Annotated in this window: 24 protein-coding genes; 9 read left to right on the forward strand and 15 right to left on the reverse strand. The window is 72.5% G+C overall.

The window, feature by feature from the left end; translation table 11 throughout:
• Positions 1-258: 258 nt before the first annotated feature.
• Entirely contained in the window at positions 259-1,083 is an 825-nt protein-coding gene (locus ACQPZG_RS26520) for an SDR family NAD(P)-dependent oxidoreductase (protein ID WP_433548223.1), read from the reverse strand.
• Positions 1,084-1,198: 115 nt separating this feature from the next.
• Positions 1,199-2,749: a protein kinase domain-containing protein gene (locus ACQPZG_RS26525; protein WP_433548224.1), complete on the reverse strand. Its 1,551-nt coding sequence runs from the start codon at positions 2,747-2,749 to the stop codon at positions 1,199-1,201.
• 634 nt (positions 2,750-3,383) lie between these two features.
• Here ACQPZG_RS26525 and ACQPZG_RS26530 point away from each other — a divergent pair.
• On the forward strand, positions 3,384-3,611 hold the full coding sequence (locus ACQPZG_RS26530; RefSeq protein WP_185025425.1) for a hypothetical protein: 228 nt from the start codon (positions 3,384-3,386) through the stop codon (positions 3,609-3,611).
• 138 nt (positions 3,612-3,749) lie between these two features.
• On the opposite strand, the gene ACQPZG_RS26535 is transcribed toward ACQPZG_RS26530, so the two are convergent.
• The 6 genes from ACQPZG_RS26535 to ACQPZG_RS26560 form a co-directional block, all read right to left on the reverse strand.
• The gene (locus ACQPZG_RS26535; RefSeq protein ID WP_433548225.1) at positions 3,750-3,932 is read right to left on the reverse strand and encodes a hypothetical protein; all 183 of its coding nucleotides are present in this window, start codon (positions 3,930-3,932) and stop codon (positions 3,750-3,752) included.
• Positions 3,933-4,031: 99 nt separating this feature from the next.
• A complete protein-coding gene (locus tag ACQPZG_RS26540) occupies positions 4,032-5,264 on the reverse strand; it encodes a TerD family protein (protein ID WP_433548226.1) in 1,233 nt (410 codons plus the stop codon).
• Positions 5,265-5,355: 91 nt separating this feature from the next.
• The gene (locus tag ACQPZG_RS26545; RefSeq protein ID WP_433548227.1) at positions 5,356-5,574 is read right to left on the reverse strand and encodes a hypothetical protein; all 219 of its coding nucleotides are present in this window, start codon (positions 5,572-5,574) and stop codon (positions 5,356-5,358) included.
• 162 nt (positions 5,575-5,736) lie between these two features.
• Positions 5,737-6,567, reverse strand: a complete 831-nt coding sequence (locus tag ACQPZG_RS26550; RefSeq protein WP_433548228.1) for an NAD-dependent epimerase/dehydratase family protein — start codon at positions 6,565-6,567, stop codon at positions 5,737-5,739.
• A 73-nt stretch (positions 6,568-6,640) separates the two neighbouring features.
• A complete protein-coding gene (locus ACQPZG_RS26555) occupies positions 6,641-6,898 on the reverse strand; it encodes a hypothetical protein (protein ID WP_433548229.1) in 258 nt (85 codons plus the stop codon).
• A 128-nt stretch (positions 6,899-7,026) separates the two neighbouring features.
• Positions 7,027-7,731 carry an MBL fold metallo-hydrolase gene (locus ACQPZG_RS26560; protein WP_433548230.1) on the reverse strand — a complete coding sequence of 235 codons (705 nt, stop codon included), beginning with the start codon at positions 7,729-7,731 and terminating at the stop codon, positions 7,027-7,029.
• 126 nt (positions 7,732-7,857) lie between these two features.
• On the opposite strand from ACQPZG_RS26560, the gene ACQPZG_RS26565 reads away from it, so the two are divergent.
• Positions 7,858-8,475, forward strand: a complete 618-nt coding sequence (locus ACQPZG_RS26565) for a TIGR03086 family metal-binding protein (RefSeq protein ID WP_433548231.1) — start codon at positions 7,858-7,860, stop codon at positions 8,473-8,475.
• 113 nt (positions 8,476-8,588) lie between these two features.
• Positions 8,589-9,941 carry a S28 family serine protease gene (locus ACQPZG_RS26570; RefSeq protein WP_433548232.1) on the forward strand — a complete coding sequence of 451 codons (1,353 nt, stop codon included), beginning with the start codon at positions 8,589-8,591 and terminating at the stop codon, positions 9,939-9,941.
• A 57-nt stretch (positions 9,942-9,998) separates the two neighbouring features.
• On the opposite strand, the gene ACQPZG_RS26575 is transcribed toward ACQPZG_RS26570, so the two are convergent.
• The 5 genes from ACQPZG_RS26575 to ACQPZG_RS26595 all read right to left on the reverse strand — a co-directional run bounded on the left by ACQPZG_RS26575 (position 9,999) and on the right by ACQPZG_RS26595 (position 15,368).
• On the reverse strand, positions 9,999-11,459 hold the full coding sequence (locus ACQPZG_RS26575; protein ID WP_433548233.1) for a peptidoglycan D,D-transpeptidase FtsI family protein: 1,461 nt from the start codon (positions 11,457-11,459) through the stop codon (positions 9,999-10,001).
• A gap of 120 nt (positions 11,460-11,579) precedes the next feature.
• Positions 11,580-12,326, reverse strand: a complete 747-nt coding sequence (locus ACQPZG_RS26580) for a response regulator (protein ID WP_433548234.1) — start codon at positions 12,324-12,326, stop codon at positions 11,580-11,582.
• Positions 12,323-13,735, reverse strand: a complete 1,413-nt coding sequence (locus ACQPZG_RS26585) for a sensor histidine kinase (RefSeq protein WP_433548235.1) — start codon at positions 13,733-13,735, stop codon at positions 12,323-12,325. The genes ACQPZG_RS26580 and ACQPZG_RS26585 overlap by 4 nt, the downstream gene beginning before the upstream one ends.
• Positions 13,732-14,769 (reverse strand): hypothetical protein, encoded by a 1,038-nt coding sequence (locus ACQPZG_RS26590; protein ID WP_433548236.1) that lies wholly within the window; start codon positions 14,767-14,769, stop codon positions 13,732-13,734. Before ACQPZG_RS26590 ends, ACQPZG_RS26585 begins: the two co-directional genes overlap by 4 nt.
• A 113-nt stretch (positions 14,770-14,882) precedes the next feature.
• The gene (locus ACQPZG_RS26595) at positions 14,883-15,368 is read right to left on the reverse strand and encodes a GNAT family N-acetyltransferase (RefSeq protein ID WP_433549558.1); all 486 of its coding nucleotides are present in this window, start codon (positions 15,366-15,368) and stop codon (positions 14,883-14,885) included.
• Between the two features lie 128 nt (positions 15,369-15,496).
• On the opposite strand from ACQPZG_RS26595, the gene ACQPZG_RS26600 reads away from it, so the two are divergent.
• Together ACQPZG_RS26600 and ACQPZG_RS26605 are read left to right on the forward strand one after the other, a co-directional pair.
• A complete protein-coding gene (locus ACQPZG_RS26600; protein ID WP_433549559.1) occupies positions 15,497-16,201 on the forward strand; it encodes a DsbA family oxidoreductase in 705 nt (234 codons plus the stop codon).
• Positions 16,202-16,269: 68 nt separating this feature from the next.
• Positions 16,270-17,343, forward strand: a complete 1,074-nt coding sequence (locus tag ACQPZG_RS26605) for an aminotransferase class V-fold PLP-dependent enzyme (protein ID WP_433548237.1) — start codon at positions 16,270-16,272, stop codon at positions 17,341-17,343.
• 267 nt (positions 17,344-17,610) lie between these two features.
• Here ACQPZG_RS26605 and ACQPZG_RS26610 read toward each other — a convergent pair whose 3' ends face one another.
• Both ACQPZG_RS26610 and ACQPZG_RS26615 read right to left on the reverse strand, forming a co-directional pair.
• Positions 17,611-18,597 (reverse strand): SCO1860 family LAETG-anchored protein, encoded by a 987-nt coding sequence (locus ACQPZG_RS26610; protein WP_433548238.1) that lies wholly within the window; start codon positions 18,595-18,597, stop codon positions 17,611-17,613.
• 273 nt (positions 18,598-18,870) lie between these two features.
• Positions 18,871-19,968: an amidohydrolase family protein gene (locus ACQPZG_RS26615; RefSeq protein ID WP_433548239.1), complete on the reverse strand. Its 1,098-nt coding sequence runs from the start codon at positions 19,966-19,968 to the stop codon at positions 18,871-18,873.
• A gap of 132 nt (positions 19,969-20,100) precedes the next feature.
• Here ACQPZG_RS26615 and ACQPZG_RS26620 point away from each other — a divergent pair, with 132 nt between their 5' ends.
• The 4 genes from ACQPZG_RS26620 (at position 20,101) to ACQPZG_RS26635 (ending at position 23,902) form a co-directional block, all read left to right on the forward strand.
• Positions 20,101-21,207, forward strand: a complete 1,107-nt coding sequence (locus ACQPZG_RS26620) for a pyridoxal-phosphate-dependent aminotransferase family protein (protein ID WP_433548240.1) — start codon at positions 20,101-20,103, stop codon at positions 21,205-21,207.
• A gap of 314 nt (positions 21,208-21,521) precedes the next feature.
• Positions 21,522-22,076, forward strand: a complete 555-nt coding sequence (gene ectA, locus ACQPZG_RS26625; protein ID WP_433548241.1) for a diaminobutyrate acetyltransferase — start codon at positions 21,522-21,524, stop codon at positions 22,074-22,076.
• A 108-nt stretch (positions 22,077-22,184) separates the two neighbouring features.
• Positions 22,185-23,453, forward strand: coding sequence for a diaminobutyrate--2-oxoglutarate transaminase (gene ectB / locus ACQPZG_RS26630; RefSeq protein ID WP_433548242.1), 1,269 nt, complete (start codon positions 22,185-22,187; stop codon positions 23,451-23,453).
• Positions 23,454-23,503: 50 nt separating this feature from the next.
• Entirely contained in the window at positions 23,504-23,902 is a 399-nt protein-coding gene (locus ACQPZG_RS26635) for an ectoine synthase (protein ID WP_185035693.1), read from the forward strand.
• Position 23,903 lies beyond the last annotated feature (1 nt).

The following is a 23,903-nucleotide window of genomic DNA, read 5'->3' on the forward strand; positions in this document are numbered from 1 at the left end:
TCGGGGGCGTGGGCGATGGGCCCTGTGGGTGAGGTGTGTGTGCCGGGGCGGGCCCGCGTTCTCTGCTCGCAGGTCGGATTCAGGAGGGTGGGCCTGCCGCCTTGAGGGGCGGGGACGATGCGCCCTGTGCTGCTGCTGAGCCTGTCGGCCTGCCCGCCCCGGCTCCCCGGCTCCCCGGCCCCAAGTCCTTGGCCCTCGGCTCGTCCGGCCGACCCCAGCCGTCGGCCGGGGGGAGCAGCCCGGCCCGGATCCGGGGCGTCAGGTACGCAGGTACGAAGCCCCGTTCAGATCCAGCACCGTGCCGGACGCCCACTCGGCCGCCGGGGACGCCAGCCACAGCACCGCCGCCGCGACCTCCTCCGCGGACGCCACCCGCCCGAACGGGCTCTGCGCACGGATCGCCTCCCCCTCGGCCCCGACCAGCCGGTGCGCGACCCGCTCCGTCTCGAAGAACCCGGGCGCGACGGAGGCGACGCCGATCCCGTACGGCGCGAGGTGCACGGCGAGCGACTGGCCCAACGCGTGCACCGCCGCCTTCGTCGCCCCGTACGCGGGATGGTCGGGCTCGCCCCGGAACGCGCCGCGCGAGCCGACGTTGACGATCCGGCCGCCGCCGCCCTGCCCGATCATCCGGTGGGCCGCGAGATGACTGAGGTGAGCCGTCGCGAGGAGGTTGACGGAGACGTGGCTCTGCCAGGCGGCGGCCCAGTCCTCGTACGACGTGGTGGCGGGCGGGTGCGGGAGGTTCACGGCGGCGTTGTTGACGAGAACGTCCAGTCCGCCGAGGCCGTCGGCGGATTCCCCGGCGACGGCGAAGGCCCCCTCGGGGGTGGACAGGTCGCCTCCGACGAGCACGTGACCCGTCCCGGAGAGCGAAGAGAGCGTCTCCTGGGCCTCGTCGCGCCGTGAGCCGAAGTGGACCGCGACCCGGTCGCCGTTGGCCGCGAACGCCCGCGCCAGCGCGCGCCCGAGACCGCGCGACGCCCCGCTGACGAGGACGCGTCGGCCGGTGGACGGGAAAGGGGTGGAGCGGGGTGCGGTGGCGTTGGCCGGAGGGCTGGAGGGGGCGGGTGCGTCAGTCATGTGGATCATGATGCCGCGCCCGCGCCCGCGCTCGTCCCGCGCCCGCGCCCGCGGGGTGGCGGAGGGCGACGGCCGCTCCTCGGCGCGAGGTACTGGACGCTGCGCGGCGTCCGGGTCAGTGTCCGGATCGGTCGGGCAAGAAGCGGGCCATCCACGCCGGAAACCCGCGGCGGCGGGGCGTGGCAAGAGGATCGGACGCGGACGCGGATGCAGACGCAGGCTCCGGCGCGGACGCAGGCTCCGGCGCGGGTACAGGCGCAGGCGCGGGAGATGTGTCCCGGGTTGCGGCGGTGGCAGGGAAGGGCCCCGCCGGTGGCGCTGGTGTCGGCGGGGGTGACGGTACGGCGGAGGGGAGGCCCGGCGGGCCTGCGGGGACGTGAGGGGGCGGGGCGGGGCGGTGCGGAGGGCTCGTGGCGCCGCGCGGGGGCCCGGCGGGGCGGTGCGACACTTCCGAGGGGTCGTGCGGGGGCGTGGCGTTGCGAGGTGGCGGGTTCGCGGGGGTGTGCGGGGGCGTGGCGGGTCGGTGTGACGGGTTCGCGGGGCCGCGCGGCGGCGTGGCGGGGTCGTGCGGCGGGTTCGCAGGGTGGAACGACGAGGCTGCCGGGGGATGCGGGGGCGTTCGCGGGTCCCGGGCGGCGCGGGAGTCCCGCGCGGGGGCGGGAGGCGCTGGGGCTGCTGCCCGTGGGGCGGCGGTGAACGGGGACGGGGCGCGGGGGGAGCCACCCTCGGGCCACGGTGCGGGAGCGCGCCGGGCCGGGGCGCGGAACGCCTCCGGAATCGCCTCCTCCAGCTCGGGCCCGGCGTCGACCAGTTCGGCCAGCGCCTCCTCGTGCTCCCGTACGACCCCCAGGATCGGCTCCTGCTGCCACCACGGTTCGCAGCCCACCACCTGTCCGGCGCACCAGGCGAGCGCCTCCGGCCCGGTCGGGCGGTCGGCCGGGTCCCTCGCCAGGCAGCGCCGCAGGAAGTCCTGCCATTCCTCGCCGGGTACGCCCAGCAGGTCGGGAGCCTCGTGCAGGGTGCGGTGCATGACGTCGCGGGCGGTGCCGGAACCGTACGGATTGCGGCCCGTGCTGGACAGGGTGAGCAGCGCGCCCAGGGCGAACACGTCGGCGGGCGGACCGACGGCGGCGGCTCCGGCGGATCCCGTGAGCTGTTCCGGGGCGAGGAAGCCGAGCTTGCCGTCCGCGGTGTCCTTCGCCGTTCCGAAGTCGAGGATCTTGGGGCCGGTCCGCGAGACGACGACGTGGGAGGGCTTGAGGTCGCGGTGTGTCAGACCGGCCGCGTGCACGGCCCCCAGGGCCTGGGCGAGCGCGGCGCCGAGGGCGCCCAGGGCGGCCGAGTCCATCGGGCCGAGCGTGCTGATCGTGTCCACGAGGGAGGGGCCCGCGCAGAACTCGCTGGCCAGCCAGGGGAGTTCGGCGTCGGCGTCCGCGTCCAGCACGGTTGCCGCGTACACGTCGTGGACGGACCTGGCCGCCGAGGTCTCGCGGCGGAAGCGTTCCCGGAAGCCCGGATCGGCCGTGATACGCGGGTGCACGGTCTTCAGCGCCACCAGGTGCCCGTCGGGGCCCCGCGCGAGGTCCATGCGTCCCGTTGCGCTCTCCCCGAGGGGGGACACGACGTGGTAGCGCTCCGGTCCGGCTGCGGATGATGCGGCTGCCATGCCCGTGGTCCCCTCTTCTCGACCCGGCCCCGAGCCGCGGATGTGGCTGCCGGACGCAGTGTGCGACGCGGGGGAGGGGCTGCGTGGTTGCGGCCGTCGCAGGTGGTGACGCATCCCACGGGCGCACGTTCCCCCTGCTCCGCCGCATACTCCCACGTACGTGCCCGGATGCGCCCGCGTGCGGGCCCATGGCCCGGTGAGGTGCGGTACCCGAATGCCCGCGGGAAGTGTCCGGCGCGGTCGGCGAGCGTCCTGCTGGGGGGCCGGCGCTCAGCGGCCCACGGCGGGCGGCCCGTGCGCGCACGGTCACCGGGTCCGCGTGCCGGGTCGGCCCGCGGCGTCCCGTCCCGTTCGAACAGCGAGCCGGTCGCGTACTCGAAAGGGAAGTGGCCGCGGGTGCTCCTGACGCGTTCTCGGCGACCCGGAGGTCGGCCCCGCGCCCTCCGGCGTCCCGACCGGCACGCCCTCGGCGGACCGGCCGCCGCGGCCTTCCGGGGAGTTCCGCGGCTCGGGGCGGGGCGCACGCCCGGTCGGCGACGTTGGGGCCGGTGGGAGCCCTGCGAGGGGCCGGACCTGGGAGGCGAGTGGGAGACGGGCATGGCATCTGCCGTCCGGTGGGCGCATACTGAAGGTAATGACAAAGCCAGCCGGAGCCCGGCGACACCTGCCGTCCAGTCCCTTCAACGTCCCGGCCCCGGCCGCCCCGCCCATTGAGAACTACGAGGTGGGAGACCGGGTTTCGCATGATCAATTCGGACTCGGACGAGTCGTGGGGGTCGAGGGAGACCTCGCCGTCCTCATCGACTTCTCCGGACGCCAGGGGCGGATCCTCAGCCCCTACTCCAAGTTGACCAAGCTCTGAGCCTCCGTGGCTCCGGGATAAAACGCCCCCGCCCCGTATCCGGATCATCACGATTCGGGAACGGGGCGGAGTCGTTTCGTGCTGCGGGTTTGGAATACGTGCGGCCGGTGTTCGCGGGACCCGTGTCCGATTCGAGCTCTACGGAGCGGGTTCCGCCGCCTCGTTCATCGCGTCGGCCCACTCGACGAGGAGCATCTCGTACTCCTCCGAGGGCCAGGCCTCGTCCGTCGTCTGCGCGTCCACGAGTCGGCGGATCGCCGCGTTCGTCTGGTCCGCGCCCGGGGACGGCGCCCCGGCGGCGGACGGAGAGGTGGTGGACATGCCTTCCAGGCTACGGGCGGCCATCGGTGCCCAAACCCATCGGGCGCGTGGTGTCGGTCACGCGTCCGCCCTCTCCGTCCCCGCCCGTACCACGGATCCCTACAGCGCCTGAGCTGCGGGCTTCACCATGCCGCGGACCGTCCGGGACTTGACGAATTCCCCCATGCCGGTCATTTCCCACTCGCCGCTGAACTGCTTGATCAGCTTCGCCATCATCACGCCGGTCTGCGGCTCCGCACCGGTCAGGTCGAAGCGCACCAGCTCCTCGCCCGTCCGGGCGTCGATCAGACGGCAGTACGCCTTGGCGACCTCGGTGAACTTCTGTCCGGTGAAGGAGTTCACCGTGAACACCAGTCCGGTGGCGTTGGCCGGGATGCGGCCCAGGTCGACGACGATGACCTCGTCGTCGCCCGCGCCCTCACCCGTCAGGTTGTCGCCGGAGTGCTTGATCGCGCCGTTCAGGATCGACAGCTTGCCGAAGTAGCAGCTGTCGATGTGCTTGCGGTCCGGCCCGTAGGCGATGACCGAGGCATCCAGGTCGATGTCCTTGCCGCGGAACGCCGGCTCCCAGCCCAGGCCCATCTTGACCTGTGAGAGCAGCGGCTGCCCGCCCTTGACCAGGGAGACGGTCTGGTTCTTCTGGAGGCTGACCCGGCCCTTGTCGAGGTTGATCTTGCCTGCGCCCGGTGCGGGAGCGGCGGGCGCGGCCGGGGGAGCGGCGGGTGGCTGCGGGGCGGCCTGACGAGGGTCGTACGACGGGACGGGGGCGGCCGGGGCGGAGGCGGGTGCGGCGGGAGGCGCCGCCGGGACGGCGGCCGGAGCCGGGGCGGGCTCCTCGACCGAGACGCCGAAGTCGGTGGCGATGCCCGCCAGGCCGTTCGCGTAGCCCTGGCCGACCGCGCGGACCTTCCACGCGCCGTTGCGGAGGTAGACCTCCACGACCACCAGCGCGGTCTCGGAACCGAGCTGCGGCGGGGTGAAGGACGCGATCACACTGTTGTCGTCGGCGCCGCGCACCGTGGCGGTGGGCTCGATGCCCTGGAACGACTGGCCGGCCGCGTCGGGGCTCGCGGTGACCACGACCCGCTCGATGCCGGGCGGCAGCGCACCGGTGTCCACCACGATCGCGTCCGGGGCCGAGCCGCTGCCCGAGCGGTAGGTCACGCCCGGCCCGGTGGGCTGGTTGTAGAAGATGAAGTCGTCGTCGGAGCGCACTTTGCCGTCGGCGGTGAGCAGCAGGCCCGATACGTCGAGCCGCACCGGGGCGGCCACGTCCACGGCCACGCGGGCGGTCGGAAGCGGAATGTTCGAGCCAGGGGTCATTGCGGTCATGCCTGGGGTAACGACCGAAGAGGCTTTGCCGTTCCCTTACCTTGCGACGAATTCCGTCAAGGAAGCGGCCGGGACCCGAGAACGCCGCTGATCAGCGGTTACGCGGATGATTGCGGGCGGTGCGCTCGTTGCCGAACTTGTACGCACCCGTCCAGCGGGCCATGACGAGCTGCTGGTCCCCGGACTTCACCTCAAGGAGGAACTTCGCCGCCCGGCCGCCGCGCAAGGTGGACGCGGCGCGCTCGCGGTGCGTGATGGTGACGGTGCCGTCGGCACGCTGTTCGTAACGGAATCCCTGCGGTTTGGCCATGGACCGCATGGTTCCCGCCAAGTCCCGCTCCCGCAACCGGGTTTCCGCACACGGGCCGACGTGACGCACGGGCCGACGTGACGCACGCGCCGACGTGACGCACGCGCCGATGTGACGCACGCAACCGCGTGATGACGCACGGGCCGGACGGCCGGAGCGGACTCAGTAGGGCCATTGCGGCGGGTCCACGCAGAACGCACCGCCCAGAAGGTCGTGCTCCGGGTCTCCCGGCTGCGGTTCCCCGTGCTCCGCCAGGAGCTTGTCCGCGTACTGCTCGGAGTCGTCCTGCGGTGCGTAGCCGAGCGCGCGCGCCGACGAGAGGTCCCAGCGCAGCCGGGTGTTGGCGGACGACCCGTACACCACGGTGTGCCCCACGGACGGCGCGGTCAGCGCCGCGTCGAAGAGCCGGGCCGCGTCCCCCGGGCTCAGCCACAGCGACAGCATCCGTACCGACGTGGGTTCCATGAAGCAGGAGCCGATGCGCACCGACACCGTCTCCAGGCCGTCGCGGTCCCAGTAGAGCTGCGCGAGGTCCTCGCCGAACGCCTTGGACAGCCCGTAGAAGGTGTCCGGACGGTGCGGCGTCCCCACCGGTACGGGAGGGCCGTCCGGACCCGGCAGCGGGGTGAATCCCACCGCGTGGTTGCTGGAGGCCTGGACGATCCGGCGCACGCCCGCCTTCCTGGCCGCCTCGTACAGGTTGTACGTCCCCTCGATGTTCGCGCGGAGAATCTTCTCGAAGGGGGCTTCCAGGGAGATCCCCGCCAGGTGCACGATCGCGTCGACGCCCGCCACGGCCTCACGCAGCGCGTGCTTGTCGCCCAGATCGGCGGTCACCGCGTGCGGCTCGCCCTCGATGGGCGTCGCGTCGAAGAGCCGCAGCGTGTACCCGTACGCCGGGAGCAGGCCCCGCATCAGGGTGCCCATGCCGCCGGCCGCACCGGTGAGCAGGAGCGTAGGGGGCGTGCCGGGGGTGCGGGGCGAGTCGGACATGGAAGAGGGCTCCTCGGGAGTTCCACGGGACATGCCGGTGGGGACGGCGACCGTCGCGACGCTATGGAGCCGGTCACCGATGCGTCAAGTGGTCGGCCCCGCACGGCGATTCGCCCCGCACCACGAGCGCGAGAGCGACCGCCGCCCCGCACCCGGCGAGCCCCACCAGCACCGCCCGGTGGTCGAGCACCGCGATCAGCGCGGAGCCCGCCGCGACGGCGACCGTCATCGGCCCGTACACCAGGAAGTGGGCGCTCGCCGAGACACGTCCCAGCAGCACGTGCCGCGCCCCCGCCCGCCGCTTCGCGCCGTGGCCTGCTCTCGTCGTCACCGGTGACCGCCTCCTCCTCGGGGATGCGGTCAGCGTGGCAGCGGCGAAGCGGTGCACGGATCGGCAGATCGCCCTGGGCGGAACGCCTCCGCGGGCCTCAGACGACGAGCCGCGGGAAGGCGGGACGCCTAAGGTGTCCAGATCGCGCGGTCGTGGGCGAACAGCACACGCCCCGGGTCGAGCGCGGCCAGCCGCGCCCACCACGGGCGGGCCGCGGGGCCGGCGCCCGTCCGGTGGGCGAGTTCCGCGTGGCTGTAGTCGGAGGCGAAGTCGTAGGCCTGACCGGCCAGGACGGTGACGCACCCCGAAGGGGCGGTCGGCTCGACCACCAGCGACTGGTGACCGTCCGTGTGACCCGGCGTCGGCACCACCGTCACACCGGGCCAGACCTCCGCCTCACCGTCCAACTCCTCGTAGGTCACGGCTCGTCCGCGCGGGTCCACCAGCGTGTCGATGGTGTAGTCCCCGGCGCGTGCGGCGGCGAGTTCCTTCGCCTGCACGAAGACGGGGAGCCCGGGGCGCAGCTCGCTCAGGAGCGGGTTGCCGCCGATGTGGTCGAAGTGCAGATGGCAGTTCACGACGGCGTCGAGGTCCTGCGGGGCGACCCCGGCCGCTGCCAGAGCGGCGATCAGCTCCCGCCGCCGCGGGCGGTAGCGGGCCTCGGCGCCGGCGTCCCCCGCGCCGACGCCGGTGTCGAACAGCAGCAGCCCTCGCCGGTGGCGCACCAGGTAGGCCAGCGCCGCCTCCGCGCGCGCGTGCCCGGTGCCGGTCTCGGCGGCGGGACGTACGAAGTACCCGAGGTCGAGTCGGTGGATCGACGTCTCTTCGCTCATGCACCCACCCTGACACGGGACTTCGCCACTCTCCGCGCGGATGCCGGCTCCCGGCGATGAGTTTCGGGAACGGGACAGGTCCTTCCTGGCGACAGAGCTTCGTACCGTTTCAGGGAGAGGGACCAGATGGCCATCACCACGACCACCGCCCCCACCGCCGTCGTGTTCGATCTCGCCCCCGCGGCCCGGCGGGTGGCGGAGCTGGTCGCCGGCGTCAGGGACGAGCAGTTGCCCGGACCCACACCGTGCGCGGAGTTCACGGTGCGCGATCTGCTGGCGCATCTGGCGGGGCTCGCCGCGGCGTTCCGGGACGCCGCGGTGAAACGGGCGGGGGCGTGGAGCGAGAGGCCCTTGGCGGAGGGGGCGGGGCATCCTCTCACCGCGGACTGGCGGCGGGTCCTCCCGCGACGGCTGACGGAGCTCGCCCACCTCTGGCGGGCGGGCGAGGCGTGGCAGGGGTCGGCGCGGGCGGGCGGCGTCACGCTGACGGCGGGCGTCGCGGCGCAGGTCGCGCTCGGTGAACTCGTCCTGCACGGCTGGGACCTGGCGCGGGCGACCGGACAGCCGTACGCCTGCGACCGGCCCAGCCTGCAAGTGGTGTACGCGCTGCTGGCGCCGGAGGCCGACAATCCGGCACGTGCGCCGATGTTCGCTCCGGTGGTGGACGTGCCGTACGGATCGGACTTCCTGGACCGCGTGGTGGGGCTCGGCGGACGCGACCCCCGGTGGACGCCCGCCGCGTAGGCGAGGACCGGCCGGTTCCGTCCGGGGACTGACGGCGGACCGAGTGCCGTGCATACCATGCGTGGCTGTGACGCACACATCCCTGCGTCACCATCCGCCCGAGGGGAATCAGCGTGCGTACGAAGGTACTTCCCACCCTGTTCTGCGCCGGTCTCATAGCCGCCACCAGCGTGCTTACCGGCAGTGCCGCCACCGCGGCGCCCACCAGCACCGTCGCCGGACCTGCCGACCGGGCGGCCCAGGCCGACGGCATCCGCGCGAAGCTGGAGAGAATCGCGGGGGTGACGGTCGTCTCGGAGACCGAGAAGGAGGGCCGCCCCTTCTTCACCCTCACGTTCCGCCAGCCCGTCGACCACGACAATCCGCGCCGCGGCACCTTCGAGCAGCAGTTCACTCTGTGGCACAGGGCGGAGACCGCCCCGATGGTCCACTACACCGGTGGCTACACCCTGTCCTCCAGCACCCGCGAGCTGACCCGCCTCCTGGACGCCAACCAGGTCAGCGTCGAGCACCGGTTCTTCGCCAAGTCCGTCCCGGCGGGGAAGGTCGACTGGCGCAAGCTGACGATCCAACAGCAGGCGGCGGACGAACACAACATCGTGCAGGCGATGAAGCGGATCTACCGGGCGAAGTGGCTCGGCACCGGCGCCAGCAAGGGCGGCATGACGCAGGTCTACCACGAGCGCTTCTACCCGCAGGACCTGGACGCCGTCGTCGCGTACGTCGCCCCGAACGACGCGAACAACCGCGACGACCACGTCTACGACCAGTTCTTCAAGACCGTCGGCACCGCCGAGTGCCGCACCGCCCTGGACGCCGTCCAGCGCGAGATGCTCGTCCGCCGCAAGACGCTCCTGCCGCTCTTCGAGGCCACCTCCAAGGAGCAGGGCCTCACCTTCAAGCAGCTCGGCTCCACCGATCGCGCCTACGAGTTCTCCGTCCTCGACCAGGTCTGGAACTTCTGGCAGTCCGGCACGTACACCGACTGCCCGACCGTGCCCGATGCCAAGAAGGCCACCGACCAGGAGCTCTACGACTGGTCGCTGGGCCACGGCCTGAGCATCTACTCGGACGCCGACGCGGGCCCCGCGGGCACCGGCCCGTACTACCGCCAGGCCGCCGCCCAGCTCGGCTGGGCCGATCTCAAGTTCGCCCACCTGCGCGACGTCCGCAACCACCCGGACATCTACCAGCCCAACTCCCTCCTGCCCGCCGACATGCGGACCTCGTACAGCGGCTGGGACGCCAAGGACGTGGACCGCTGGGTGAAGACCCGGGGCGAGCGCATGATGTTCGTGTACGGGCAGAACGACCCGTGGAGCGCGGAGCGGTACCGCCCGAGCAAGCACGACTCGCACCTGTACGTCGCCCCGAACACCAACCACGGCGCCCTCATCTCGAAGCTGACGCCGGAGCACCGCGCCGAGGCCGAGGCGACGGTCAAGCGCTGGGCCGGCGTGCGGTAGCCGGGCGGGGAGAAGGGGTGCTGTGCGCGGTGCGGGCCCGCGCACAGCACCCGGGTGCTACCTGCCCAGCGCCGCCTTCATCATCTTCTGCGCGACCGGCGCGGCCAGGCCGTTCCCGCTGACCTCCGAGCGGGCCGCGCCCGAGTCCTCGACGAGGACCGCCACCGCGACCTCCTTGCCGCTCGACGCGTCCTTCGCGTACGACGTGAACCAGGCGTACGGCGTCTTGCTGTTGGCCACGCCGTGCTGCGCGGTGCCCGTCTTGCCGCCGACCTCCGCGCCCGGGATGCGGGCGTTGCTGCCGGTGCCGTCCTCGACGACCGTGACCATGGCGCTGCGCAGCTGCTCGGCGGTGCGCTCGGAGACGATCCGCTTCGTGCCCGCGCCGTCCCCGTGCTCCTCCAGCACGTCGCCGCCCGCGCTCGTCACCTCGGACACCAGGTGCGGGGCCGGCAGTTCGCCGCCGTTGGCCAGGGCCGCCGAGACCATCGACATCTGGAGCGGCGTCGCCGTCACGTCGAACTGGCCGATGCCGGTCAGCGCGGTCTGCGCCTTGTCCAGGCCCGTGGGGTAGACGCTCTCGTACGCCCGCACCGGCACGTCCAGCTTCTCCGCGTTGAAGCCGAACCTCTCCGCCGTCGCCCGCACCTCGTCCTGCCCGAGGTCGACGGCCAGCTTGGCGAAGACGTTGTTGCAGGAGTACTTGAGCGCGGTGCGCAGGCTCGCGTTCTCGCAGGGCGCGGAACGGTTCTCGTTGTGCAGGACGGTCCGGGTGCCGGGGAGGGTGTACGGGTCGGGGCTGGACGTCGGCACGTCCACCGACCCGTACAGTCCGTGCTCCAGTGCCGCCGCCGCCACGACCAGCTTGAAGGTGGAGCCGGGCGGCAGCGGCTGGCGCATCGCCCGGTTGGTCATCGCCTTGTCCTCCTCGTCCTGGTCGTTCAGCTTCTTCCAGGCCGCTCCGTCGCTCTGCCCGCTGATCGTCGAGGGGTCGTACGAGGGGGTGGAGACCATGCCGAGGATCCGGCCGCTGCCGGGGTCGATCGCGACGGCCGCCCCCTTGCTGTCGCCGAGCGCCTCGTACGCGGCCTTCTGCACGTCCGGGTCGATGGTGGTGACCACGTTGCCGGGGCGCGGGGTCCTGCCGGTCAGCAGGTCGGACGGGTTCTTGAGGCGGTCGTCGGTGCCGTCGAGGACCTTGCTGTAGATCCCCTCCAGCTGGGTGGCGCCGTACACCTGCGAGCGGAAGCCGGTCACGGCGGCGTAGAGCTTGCCGTCGGTGTAGGTGCGCTTGTACGCGAGGTCGCTGCCCTCCGTCTTCTTCGATCCGGTGACCGGGGAACCGGCCACGATGATGTTCCCGAGCGGCTGCGCGTACTGCGCCATCAGGTTCCGCCGGTTGTTCTTGTCGTTCGCGAGGGCCTCGCCTTCGTACGCCTGCACCCAGGTCACTCGCACCAGCAGCGCGAGGACGAGCAGCAGGCAGAAGACGGCGGTGTGCCTGATCGTCTTGTTCATCCTGATACGGAGGACGAACGGGTCCCGGACACGAGTTCCGTTACGCCCCGTTTCTCATGCTTTCCTCATCCGGCGCGGAACCCGGCCCCGCCCGCCCGATCGTCCACCGGCCCGCCCGCCTCAGCCCGGACGGATGAATCCCGACTCGTACGCCGTGATCACCGCCTGCGTACGGTCCCTGGCGCCCGTCTTCGCGAGTACCGCCGCCACGTGGCTCTTCGCGGTCGCCGCCCCGAAGCCCAGGGCAGCCGCGATCTCCGCGTTGCTCAGCCCCTTCGCCATCAGCCGCAGCACCTCGGCCTCCCGCTCGGTGAGCCGCCCGGCCCAGGGCGGGGCCACCGCGTTCCGGGTGCCGTACGAGGCGGCCAGTGCCCGTACCGCCGCCGGGAAGAGGAGGCTGTCGCTCCGGGCGACCAGGCGCACCGCCCGCACCAGGTCCTCGGCCGCCGACCGCTTGAGCAGAAAGCCCGCCGCACCCGCGCGCAGCGCGTCGTACACGTAGGAGTCGTTCTCGAAGGTGGTGACGACGACGATCCGGGGCGGGTCGGCGTGGGTGGCGAGGATCTGCTCGGTGGCGCGGATGCCGTCGATCTCCGGCATCCGTACGTCCATCAGGACCACGTCGGGCCGCAGCGCCCGCACCACCGACACCGCCTCCGCGCCGGTGCGCGCCTCGCCGACCACCTCCAGATCGGGTTCGGCGTCGAGAATGACGCGCAGGGCGGTACGCACCATGCGCTCGTCGTCGGCGAGGACGAGACGGACCGGGGCGGGACCGGCGGCTGGAGGTGCGGAGGCGGGGTGGGTGGAACCGGGTCGGGCGGAGCCGGGGTGGGCGGGGCGCGGCTCGGCGTTGGGGGCGTTCATCGGTCGTTGCTGTTGCTGTTGCTGTTGCTGTTGCCGTTGCCGTTGTCGTTGCTGTTGCCCTCGTCCTCGCGGTGTGCGTTCTCGTACCCGGGGTCCCGGGCGTCGAGGAGCCGCCCTCCCGTGAGGGGCAGCCGTGCCGTGACGCGCCACTTCCCGTGGTGCGGGCCGGCCTCCGTGCGACCGCCCAGCAGGGTCGAGCGTTCGGCCACGCCGCGCAGGCCACGGCCACCCCCGGGGCGTACCACCGGGGCTTCGGTGGGCAGCGGATTCTCCATCACGATCTCCAACTCCTTGTCCCGCACGTCCAGTCGCAGTGTCACCGGCATTGCCCCGGCGTGCCGCAGCGCGTTGCTCAGCCCCTCCTGCACGATCCGGTACGCCTCCCGGGACACCTGATCCGGCACCTTCGCGAGGTCGCCTTCCACGCCGAGCGCGACACGTGCACCGCTGCGGGCCAACAGGTCGTCCAGGGCGTCCAGGGACGGGCCCACGAACCCGTCCGCTTCGTCCTCGCCGCGCCGCAGCACCCCCAGCACGGCGTCGAGTTCACCGACCGTACGCCGAGTGGTCTCCTCGATCGCGGTCAGCGCCTCCCGTACGAACTCCACGTCCGAGGCCCGCCCGCTGTCCAGCACCCGGCGCGCGGCCCCCGCCTGGAGGGTCACCGCGCTCAGTGCGTGCCCGACCGAGTCGTGCAGCTCCCGGGCCAGCCGGTTGCGTACGGCGAGGTCCGCGGCCCGGCGCTCGGCCGCCGCCAGCCGGTCGGCGGGCGTCGGTCCGAGAAGGACGGGGGCCGACCGGGCGAGCAGTGCGGCGCAGGCCGCACTCGCGGCGGCGAGAGCCACCATCGAGAGCAGCCCCGCGAACGGCATGAGTGCCAACAGCCAGTCGTGCCCGGCCAGTTCCGGCACCCCGTACGGGGAATTCCGCAGCGCCGGCACGAACGGCAGCGCCAGCAGCAGACCCGCGAACGGCGTCAGGGCGAGGGTCGCCCCGCTGACGATCCCGCCGAGCACCAAGTGCAGCGTGAACCACCCGGAGGTCCGCAGCCGGGCCGCCCGCGTCCGGGCCGGGCCCTCCGCGAGCCCGTCGCCCCGGGTCCAAGCCGCCGCGTGCCCCCTGCTCGCCCGCGCTTCCCCGAGCAGCCCGAGCGAGCGGATCGCCGCCACGGACAGCGGCCGGGCGGGGGCCAGCATGCCGAAGGCGGCGATCAGCGGCAGCGTCGCCGCGAAGGACAGGAGCTGCGTCGTCACGGAGGCGAAGGGGCTGCGGTCACCGGTCAGGGGCCCGACGACGACCATGGCGAACAGGTGGAACGGCATCAGCAGGGCGCCTCCGACCACCAGGTGGAGCCAGCCGATCCGCGCGCGTCTCCCGAACAGCCGTGTCCGCAGCGCCCGTCGCGTCATGCCGTGGGCCGCCGGCGCAGTCGCAGGAGGAAGGCGGAGCCGCCCACGAGGGCAAGAAGAGCGATGATCACCTTGGCAGCGTAGGACAAGAGCGTCAGCGCGGGGGGTGTGTCTGCGCCGCCGCCCGCGAACGGCAGGGTGACGAGCATCCACCCGGCCGTGCAACCGACCGCGCCCGACGTCACCCAGGCGACCCCGAGCACCACCTTGGCCGACAGCCGGTTCACGTCGTGCTTCGTCTGCCCCGAGCGACTCGTGCGCCCCGTCCGCAGCACGAGCACCAGCACGCTCGCCGCACACAGCACGGTGAACCCCGCGTGCACTCCCTCCACGATCCGCTGATCCACCGACAGCGGCCCCTCGCCCGCCGGATCGCCGCCCGCGGCCCGCAGCATCTGCGGCACGGCGGCAGCCGTCGCCAGGAGGGCCGCCGTCCCACCCAGAGCGGTCAACCCGCGTCCGACGGGCGGAAGCTGCCCGGTCCGTCCCTGCCACAGGTGCGCCCACCGTTCCTTCGCGTACAGCACGAACAGTGCGCCCAGCGTGATGCCCTGCACGATGAAGCCCCCGTACACCACGCCGAAGACCCACTCGTCGAGGAACGAAGCGCTGCCGTCCGGGGCGGGAGCATCGGCGCCCCCGCGGAACGCCTTCACCAGCAGTTGCAGCGGGTACGCGGCCATGATCGGGGCGAGCAGCCCGGTCGCCACCCACATCGGCAGCACCAGCAGCGGGGCGGGAACGCGCCGACCCCACGCCTGCGTCAGCAGGAGCGCCAGCACGATCACGCACGCGTCCATCGCCACGGTGACGGTGTTCGCGGCGGCCATCGCCGCGGGCCGCTCCAGCAGCGGGCTCCCGTCCGGAATGCCCAGCCGCCCGCCCGCGATCCACACCACCTTGAGCGACACGTACGGCACGCAGGCGAGCACGGCGAGGGCCCGCAGAACGCGGCGGGCGGGGGCGAGCGGACGGGAGGGACCGGCGTGTCGCACCGAGCCGGGGTCCTGGGTGAGCGGGGTCGTCTGTGTCATACGCACCACACTCCCGGCCGGCCGGCCCCCGCCACCTCCTGCGCACCGACGATCCGCCTCCGCCGTACGGGGGAGAAGGCCGCCGGGGAAGGGTGAGCCCCGGGTGTCCGCCCTCAGCCCTCCACGGCTCCGAGCGTCAGCACCACCTCGGCGATCTCCTCGCCGCGCGCGTTCGCGTAGCCCCGCTCCCGCCCCGTCACCACGAACCCGCACTTCTCCATGACGCGGATCGACCCGCTGTTGTCCGCCGCGGCCCGCCCGTGCAACGGACGGTCCGGCACCAGGTCGAGCAGCGCCCGGAGCGCGGCGGTGGCCACCCCGTGGCCCCAGTACTCGCGCCCGATCCAGTACGTGATCTCCCGCTCGCCGGGCGGACCGAACACCGAGGCGTGCCCGACCACGGTCTCCCCGTCGCCCACCACCGTCCGGCAGATCACCCGCGGGTCACGCCGCACCCGCGCCCAGTGCGCGGCGAAGTTCCCCCGGTCCGCCGGATCCTCGCTGGTGAAGGCGGCCATCGTCAGGGACGTGGTGTCGGTCATCTGCCGGTAGAAGACGGGCAGGTCGCTGTCGCGCACTTCGCGCAGGGAGATGTGCAGAGGCATGCAGGGAATGTACGTGGGCCCCGCACGGTTGGGGAGAGTGGTTGAAACTTGTTGCATCGGAGAGAAGACACATGGCCACCCCCGCCGTCCCCCCAGTCACCGACCCCACCTCCGCCGCGCCGCTGCGCGTCGAGATCTGGTCGGACATCGCTTGTCCCTGGTGCTACGTCGGCAAGGCCCGCTTCGAGAAGGGCCTGGAGGCATTCGCGCACCGCGACGACGTCGAGGTCGTGCACCGCTCCTTCGAGCTGGATCCGGACCGCGCCAAGGACGACGTCGCGCCGGTGCTGGACCTGCTGGCCCGCAAGTACGGTCGCACCCGCGACGAGGCGCAGGCCATGGAGGAGACGGTGGCCGCGCACGCCCGCGCCGAGGGCCTCGACTACCGCACCCACGGCCGGGACCACGGCTCCACCTTCGACATCCACCGCGTCCTGCACCTGGCCAAGGCACGTGGGCGCCAGTCCGCGCTGCTGGACCTCGCCTACCGCGCGAACTTCGCCGAGGAGTCCTCCGTCTTCGACGACGAGGTCCTGGTGCAGCTCGCCGTGGCCGCCGGACTGGACGAGGCCGAGACGCGCGGCGTGCTCGCCGACCCCACCGCTTACGCCGACGACGTGCGAGGCGACGAGCGGGAGGCGGCGGAACTGGGCGCCAACGGCGTCCCGTTCTTCGTCCTCGACCGCCGGTACGGGATCTCCGGCGGCCAGCCCGCGGAGGTCTTCACCGAGGCGCTGGAGCAGGCCTGGCGGGATCGCGCCCCGCTGAAGCCGGTGACGACCGCCGCCGAGGGTGCGACCTGCGACATCGACGGAAACTGCGCCTAGTTCAGGCCGAAACGGGTCCGAAAAAGACCTGTGGACAAGGGAGTTGACGCAGGGGCACAGTGGCCCGCATGACGACGCCCGCGCCCCTGCGCAACCTCGCTCCCGACGAATTCGCCCCCGAGACGACGTACCTCAACACCTCCTCGTACGGGCTGGCTCCGCGCCGTACCGTCGAGGCCGTCAAGGCGCTCGCCGAGCGGAACGCCACCGGCCGCGACCCCAACCCCGGCTCCTACGAAACCGTCGAGCAGGCACGTGCGGCGTTCGGCCGGCTGCTCGGCGTTCCGATGCAGCGGGTCGCCATCGGCGCGTCGGTGTCGGCGCACGTGGCCGTGGTGGCGGCGGCTCTCGCTCCGGGCAGTGAAGTCCTGCTTCCCGAAGGGGAGTTCGCCTCGCTCGTCACGCCCTTCTCGGTACGGGACGACCTCAAGGTCAGGTACGTGGGGCTGGAGAGCCTGGCCGAGGAGATACGCCCGGAGACGGCGCTCGTCGCCTGGTCCGGGGTGCAGTCGGCGGACGGCAGGGTCGCCGACGACACCGCGATTCGGCAGGCCGCCGCAGCACACGGCGCGCGGACCCTGCTGGACATGTCGCAGTCCGCCGGCTGGCTGCCGACCTCGGCCGGGCTCTACGACTACACGGTGACCGGCGGCTACAAGTACCTCCTGGGCCCGCGTGGCACGTCCTTCCTCACAGTCTCCGAACAGGCACAGGAGTACACCCTGCCGTTGCAGGCCGGATGGCTGGCGGCCGAGGACACCTGGGCCAGCAACTACGGACCGGTGAGCCGCTTCGCCTCCACCGCCAGGAGGTTCGACACCTCCGCCGCGTTCCTGTGCTACGTGGGGGCGGTGGAGTCGCTCGCGCTCGTGGAGTCGGTCGGCGTCGCCGCGATCCACGCCCACAACGTCGCGCTGGCCGACCTCTTCCGGGAGGGCGTCGCGGCCCTGGGCCACACTCCCGTTCCCTCGCCCGGGTCGGCGGTGGTGGCCGTACCGGGGCTCGGCGAACAGGCACAGGAGCTGGCGGCGGCGGGGGTCATGGTGTCCGCGCGGGCGGGGAATCTGCGGGCGTCGTTCCACCTCTACAACGGGGCGGGGGATGTGGAGCGGGTGCTGGAGGTCCTGGGCGGGGGGCGGTAGGAGGTTGGGGGAGGGGGGCGGGGTTCGGTGGGTGTGTGGTCTGCGGCCTGCGGCCTGCGGTGTGTGGTGGGGGACGCAGGGCGGGGTGTGCGGCCCGGGGCGCGCCGTCCGGCGGGGGTGCGGGGCCTCCGGTGGGGGTGCGCCGTCCGGTGGGGGCCGCCCCCTTGCCCGCCCGTTCCGCCCCCTTGGGGCGGCCCCGTCGCCCAAGGGGACTGCCGGGGGGCTCGTGGGGCTCGCGGGGGCGAGGGGGCGGCTTCGGCGTGCGGGTCAGGGACGAGGGCGGGGGCGACGGGCCTTCAGCGTTGCTGCGGTGCCCGCGAGGAGCAGGGCCGCGCCGCCGGCCACCAGGTAGAGCGTGGCCGAACTGCCGCCCGTCTCGGCCAGGTTGACCGCCTCCTCGGCGGGGGCGGGCGGGGCCGCCTCGATGACCCCCGCCGTCTGCGGCTGCACGTCGGCGGGGGCTGCCGAGGGAGCGGCGGACGGGGCGGCGGACGGAGCGGCGGGGGGCGCCTCCGCGGTCCGTACCTCCGGCACCGTGCACCCCGTCTCCGCCAGCGTCACCACGCCCTCCACCTCCGCCACGTTCAGCTTCAGCGGATTCACCGACACCTTCAGCTCCAGGGCGGCGGCCGCCGCCGTCCGCGTGGTCGTGTGCGTCTTCGACAGGGTCAGCGCGACCTCCCCGACCCCGGGGACGGCCACCCGCGTCACGCCACCGGCGGTCAGGGTGACCCGCTTGCCGAGCACCGTGACCCGCCCCAGCACGTTGGCCTCCGCCTCGGGGCGGGCCCCCGCCACGCACACCGCCCTGGACGTCACCTTCTCGACCTCGATGAGCGACAGCAGCGGCAGTCCGGGCACGTGCACCTTGGCGCGTGCGAGTTCCGCACGCCCCTCGGCCCGTTCGCCCTCCGCGGTCGCCTTCGCGGTGGCGGCGTCCGCGCGCAGCAGCGAGACGGGACGCCCGCCGTCCACTCCGTCCAACGTCACGCTGAGCGCCGTGCGCTGCGCGCTCGCCGGGGCCTGCACCTCGTTCAGGGCGGCCTTCACCGGTACGTGCACGGTCCTGTTGAGCAGGGAGACGTCGAGCCCGGCCCGCAGCACGGACGCGTGCGCCTTCCCGGGCTCCGGGGTGTCACCGGTGGCATGCGCCGCACCCGCCGTCAGCAGCGTCAACGTACCGGTGGCCAGGGCGAGCGCCACCGCCCCGGCGGCGCAGCGGCGTGCGGGCATGCGGAAGAGAGAGCTGTTCAAGGTGGTGGAACCTCACAGGAGAAAGACGTCGCCGGGCATTCACCACGGGGGACACCGTGAGTGCGTCCGGCGACCGGAACACCGGAATCCTTACGCACGGAGAGTGAATGCACAGGCACGTGACGTCAGTTCACTCCAAAGGGGTGTTTCCGGCCGTACGTTCGCATCTTTCGCCACAGGTGTTCGCAGAAACCCCGGGACGGGCTCCCCGTCGGGGGCGCGCCCATGAGGACGTACAACGACCGGAGCCGCCCCCGCGTCACCCCGCGCCCCTCATCCGCCGTCCCTCACCCGCCCGTTCAGCACCACGTGCCGGGGCGCCCCCAGCACCCGTACGTCCGCCCGCGGGTCCGCCTCGTACACCACCAGGTCGGCCGGCGCCCCCTCCTCCAGGCCCGGCCGCCCCAGCCACTCCCGTGCCGCCCACGCCGTCGCGCCCAGCGCGTCGCGGGCGGGGATTCCGGCCCGCACTAGCTCGGCCACCTCCTCCGCGACCAGCCCGTGCGCGAGCGCGCCCCCGGCGTCGGTCCCGACGAAGACGGGGATGCCCGCGTCGTACGCCGCGCGCACCGTGTCGTACCGCCGTGCGTGCAGTCGGCGCATGTGGGCCGACCAGCGCGGGAACTTGGCCTCGCCGCCGTCCGCGAGGTGCGGGAAGGTCGCGATGTTCACCAGTGTCGGCACGATCGCGACGCCCCTCTCCGCGAAGAGCGGAATGGTGTCCTCGGTCAGTCCGGTCGCGTGCTCGACGCAGTCGATCCCGGCCTCCACCAGATCCCGCAACGAGTCCTCGGCGAAGCAGTGCGCGGTCACCCGCGCCCCCAGCCGGTGCGCCTGCGCGATGGCGGCCTCCACCTCTCCGCGCGGCCAGCACGGGGTCAGGTCACCGGCCTCCCGGTCGATCCAGTCGCCGACGAGCTTGACCCACCCGTCGCTCCGGCGCGCCTCGGCCGCCACGTGGGCGACCAGGTCGCCCGGTTCGATCTCGTGCGCGTAGTTGCGGATGTACCGCCGGGTCCTGGCGATGTGGCGTCCCGCTCGGATGATCTTCGGCAGGTCGTCCCGGTCGTCGATCCACCGGGTGTCCGCCGCCGACCCGGCGTCCCGGATCAGCAGCGTGCCGGCGTCCCGGTCGGTCAGCGCCTGCCGCTCGCTCGTTTCCGCGTCCACCGCGCCGTGCGCGTCCAGGCCGACGTGGCAGTGCGCGTCCACGAGGCCGGGCAGCACCCAGCCCTCCACGGTCGCGAACTCGCGGACTCCGAGGGGCCGTTCGTACGTGATCCGGCCGTCCACCGCCCACAGCTCGTCCCGTACGTCCTCGGGTCCGACCAGCACCCGCCCCTTCACGTGCAGCACCTCGTGATCACTCATGCCCAGCACTGTACGAGGAGGCACCCGGCGGCGAGCGCGCCCGCCGTAGCGGCCGTGGCAGCACGGCCCGGCAGGCGCAGGGGACTACCCTCGCCGGGTAGGCCCGAACACCGATGCGAAGAGAGCACCGTCGTGACACACCCCCTCCTTGACCTGCCCGCCGTCACCGCCGAGGACTTCGCGCGCATCGAACGACGGGTCGCCGCGCTGCTCGGCACGGGGCAGGACGTGGTGCTCATGCAGGGCGAGGCGCTGCTGCCCCTGGAGGCGTGCATCCGGGCCGGTGCGCCGCGCGGGTCGAGCGCGCTGAACATCGTCACCGGTCCCTACGGGCAGACCTTCGGCAACTGGCTGCGGGACTGCGGTGCGCAGGTCACCGACCTCGTGGTGCCGTTCCACACGGCGGTCACCCCCGCCCAGGTCGCCGAGGCGCTCGCCGCGCACCCGGAGATCGGCTTCGTGTCGCTGGTGCACGCGGAGGCGGCGACCGGGAACACCAACCCGGTCGCGGAGATCGGCGAAGTGGTGCGCGCGCACGGCGCGTTGTTCTACCTGGACGCGGTCGCCTCGATCGGCGCCGAGCCGGTGCTGCCCGACGCCTGGGGCGTCGACATGTGCGTCATCGGCGCGCAGAAGGCGATGGGCGGCCCGGCCGGGGTGTCGGCGGTGTCGGTGAGCGCGCGCGCCTGGGAGCGGTTCGCCGCCAATCCGCACGCGCCGCGCGGCTCGTACCTCTCCCTGCTGGACTGGAAGGAGAGGTGGATCGACGGCGGACGCAAGGCCCTGATGTTCGCCCCCGCGCAGCTGGAGATGCTGGCGCTGGACGCCTGCCTGGAACGGATCGAGGAAGAGGGCCTCGACGGGGTCACCGGACGGCACGCGGCCGCGGCCGCCGCGACCCGGGCCGGGGCGTGCGCGCTGGGCGCAGGAGTCGAGCCGTTCGTGTACGAGGCGCAGGACGCGGCGCCCGTCGCCACCACGCTGCGCGTGACCGACGGTCTCGACGCCCGGGAGGTGGTCGCCCGGGCGCTCGCCCTCAACCCGTCGGTGCCGCTGATCGCCGGCGGCGGGGCGCTCGCCAAGGAGATGATCCGCGTCAACCACTACGGACGGGACGCCTCCCGGCACGTCGTGCTCGCGTCGCTGGCCGCCCTCGGCGGGGCGCTCACGGCGCTCGGGCGGACCGTGGACAACGCTTCTGCCCGGCAGGCCGTGACGGAAACCTGGCCCGGCGAGTAATTCACGAAACAATAACGGGGTAATACCCGGAATTAACCAAAAACGGGAAGCCGCTTATTCACCGCAGCTTCCCGTTTTCTTATGCCCGCTCTCCCAAAGGTTAAACACCGAGATTTCCGGGCGGGTTCAGGATGGTTACAGACATGTGATCGACTCCACAGACAAGGAGATTTGCCCGGTAATTTCCGGGCAAATCGCCCTCATTCGCGACCGGTTCGCCGGAGACACCGGCTCGCGCGATAACACGTCGCTCCCGTTTAGCCAACCCTGCGCCACCATGCATTTTTTGATTTACCTCGGTAAATTTCATCGACATGACTGCCGCACAAGCAGACCTGCCGACCGAACAGCTGATGAGCAGAGACAATCTTCAGATAGACAGCCCACGAGTGGAGGACGGAGCCGCGATCTGGCGCATCGCCCGCGACTCCCAGGTCCTGGACCTGAACTCCTCGTACAGCTATCTCCTGTGGTGCCGCGACTTCGCCGCCACCTCCGTGGTCGCCCGCGACCGGCCGAACGGCGAGCCGATCGCCTTCATCACGGGCTACGTACGCCCGGAGCGCCCCGAGACGCTGGTCGTCTGGCAGGTGGCGGTGGACGACGCGCACCGCGGCCGGGGCCTGGCCGGCACGCTGCTGGACGCGCTGACCGTGAAGGTCGCCGCCAGCCACGGCGTCACCACCGTCGAAACGACCGTGACCCCGGACAACGTCCCGTCCGACCGGTTGTTCACCTCCTACGCCGAGCGCCGCGGCGCGTCCCTGAACCGCGAGGTCCTCTTCGACGGAGGACTGTTCCCGCACGAGGCGGGCGGCGACGCGCACCTGCCCGAGGTCCTCTACCGGATCGGCCCCGTCGCGGCCTGACGACTCCGGCCGTCCGGCCCGCCGGGCAACCCCCGGCGCGGCCGTGGACGCCGACGCGTCCCGCAGCACCTTCGTACACCCGCCCTCTCCCCATCCCAGGAGACCGCAGTGACCATCACCCCGCCCGCCCTCAGCGTCTTCGAAACCCTTGAGTCCGAGGTCCGCAGCTACTGCCGCAGCTGGCCCGCCGTGTTCGACCGCGCGCAGGGCTCGCACATGTACGACGAGGACGGCCACACCTACCTGGACTTCTTCGCCGGGGCCGGCTCGCTCAACTACGGGCACAACAACCCGGTCCTCAAACGCGCCCTGATCGACTACATCGAGCGGGACGGCGTCACCCACGGCCTGGACATGGCGACGACCGCCAAGCGGGCGTTCCTGGAGACCTTCCAGAACGTGATCCTGCGCCCCCGTGACCTGCCCTACAAGGTGATGTTCCCGGGCCCGACGGGCACCAACGCCGTCGAGTCGGCGCTGAAGCTGGCCCGCAAGGTCAAGGGCCGCGAGTCGGTGGTGTCCTTCACCAACGCCTTCCACGGCATGTCGCTCGGCGCGCTCGCCGTCACCGGCAACGCCTTCAAGCGGGCCGGCGCCGGCGTCCCGCTGGTCCACGGCACGCCGATGCCGTTCGACAACTACTTCGACGGCCAGGTTCCGGACTTCCTGTGGTTCGAGCGCCTCCTGGAGGACCAGGGCTCGGGCCTGAACAAGCCCGCCGCCGTGATCGTGGAGACCGTGCAGGGCGAGGGCGGCATCAACGTCGCCCGCGCGGAGTGGCTGCGCGCCCTGCAGGACCTGTGCCACCGCCAGGACATGCTGCTGATCGTCGACGACATCCAGATGGGCTGCGGCCGTACCGGCGCGTTCTTCTCCTTCGAGGAGGCGGGCATCCAGCCGGACATCGTCACCCTCTCGAAGTCCATCAGCGGCTACGGCCTGCCCATGTCGCTGTGCCTGTTCAAGCCGGAGCTCGACGTGTGGGAGCCGGGCGAGCACAACGGCACCTTCCGCGGCAACAACCCCGCCTTCGTCACGGCAGCCGCCGCCCTCAACGCCTACTGGGCCGACGGCCAGATGGAGAAGCAGACCCTGGCCCGCGGCGAGATGGTCGAGCGCGCGCTGCTCGCCATCGCCGACGAGAACGCCGAGGCCGGCGTCAGCTTCCGTGGCCGCGGCCTGGTCTGGGGCATCGAGTTCACCGACAAGAACCGTGCCACCGCCGTCTGCCGCCGCGCCTTCGAGCTCGGCATGCTGCTGGAGACCTCGGGCCCGGAGAGCGAGGTCGTGAAGCTCCTGCCGTCCCTCACCATCTCCGCCGACGAGCTGGACGAGGGCCTGCGCATCCTGGCGCGCGCGGTCCGCGAGACCGCCTGACGGCTCGTCAGTACTTCCCTTCCGCACGTAAGAGAAAGGCCCAAGTCACCGTGATTGTCCGCTCGTTCAAGGACATCGAAGGAACCGACCGCCATGTGAAGGCGAAGTCCGGCACCTGGGAGAGCAAGCGCATCGTGCTCGCCAAGGAGAAGGTCGGCTTCTCCCTGCACGAGACGGTCCTGTACGCGGGCACCGAGACGTCGATGTGGTACGCCAACCACATCGAGGCCGTGCTGTGCGTCGAGGGCGAGGCGGAACTCACCAACGACGAGACCGGCGAGACCCACTGGATCGAGCCCGGCACCATGTACCTGCTGGACGGTCACGAGCGCCACACCATGCGCCCGAAGACCGACTTCCGGTGCGTGTGCGTCTTCAACCCGCCCGTGACCGGACGGGAGGACCATGACGAGAACGGCGTGTACCCGCTGCTGACAGAGGAGGCCTGAA

This window comes from Streptomyces sp. CA-294286 (genome assembly GCF_050947155.1).
Classification (GTDB): domain Bacteria; phylum Actinomycetota; class Actinomycetes; order Streptomycetales; family Streptomycetaceae; genus Streptomyces.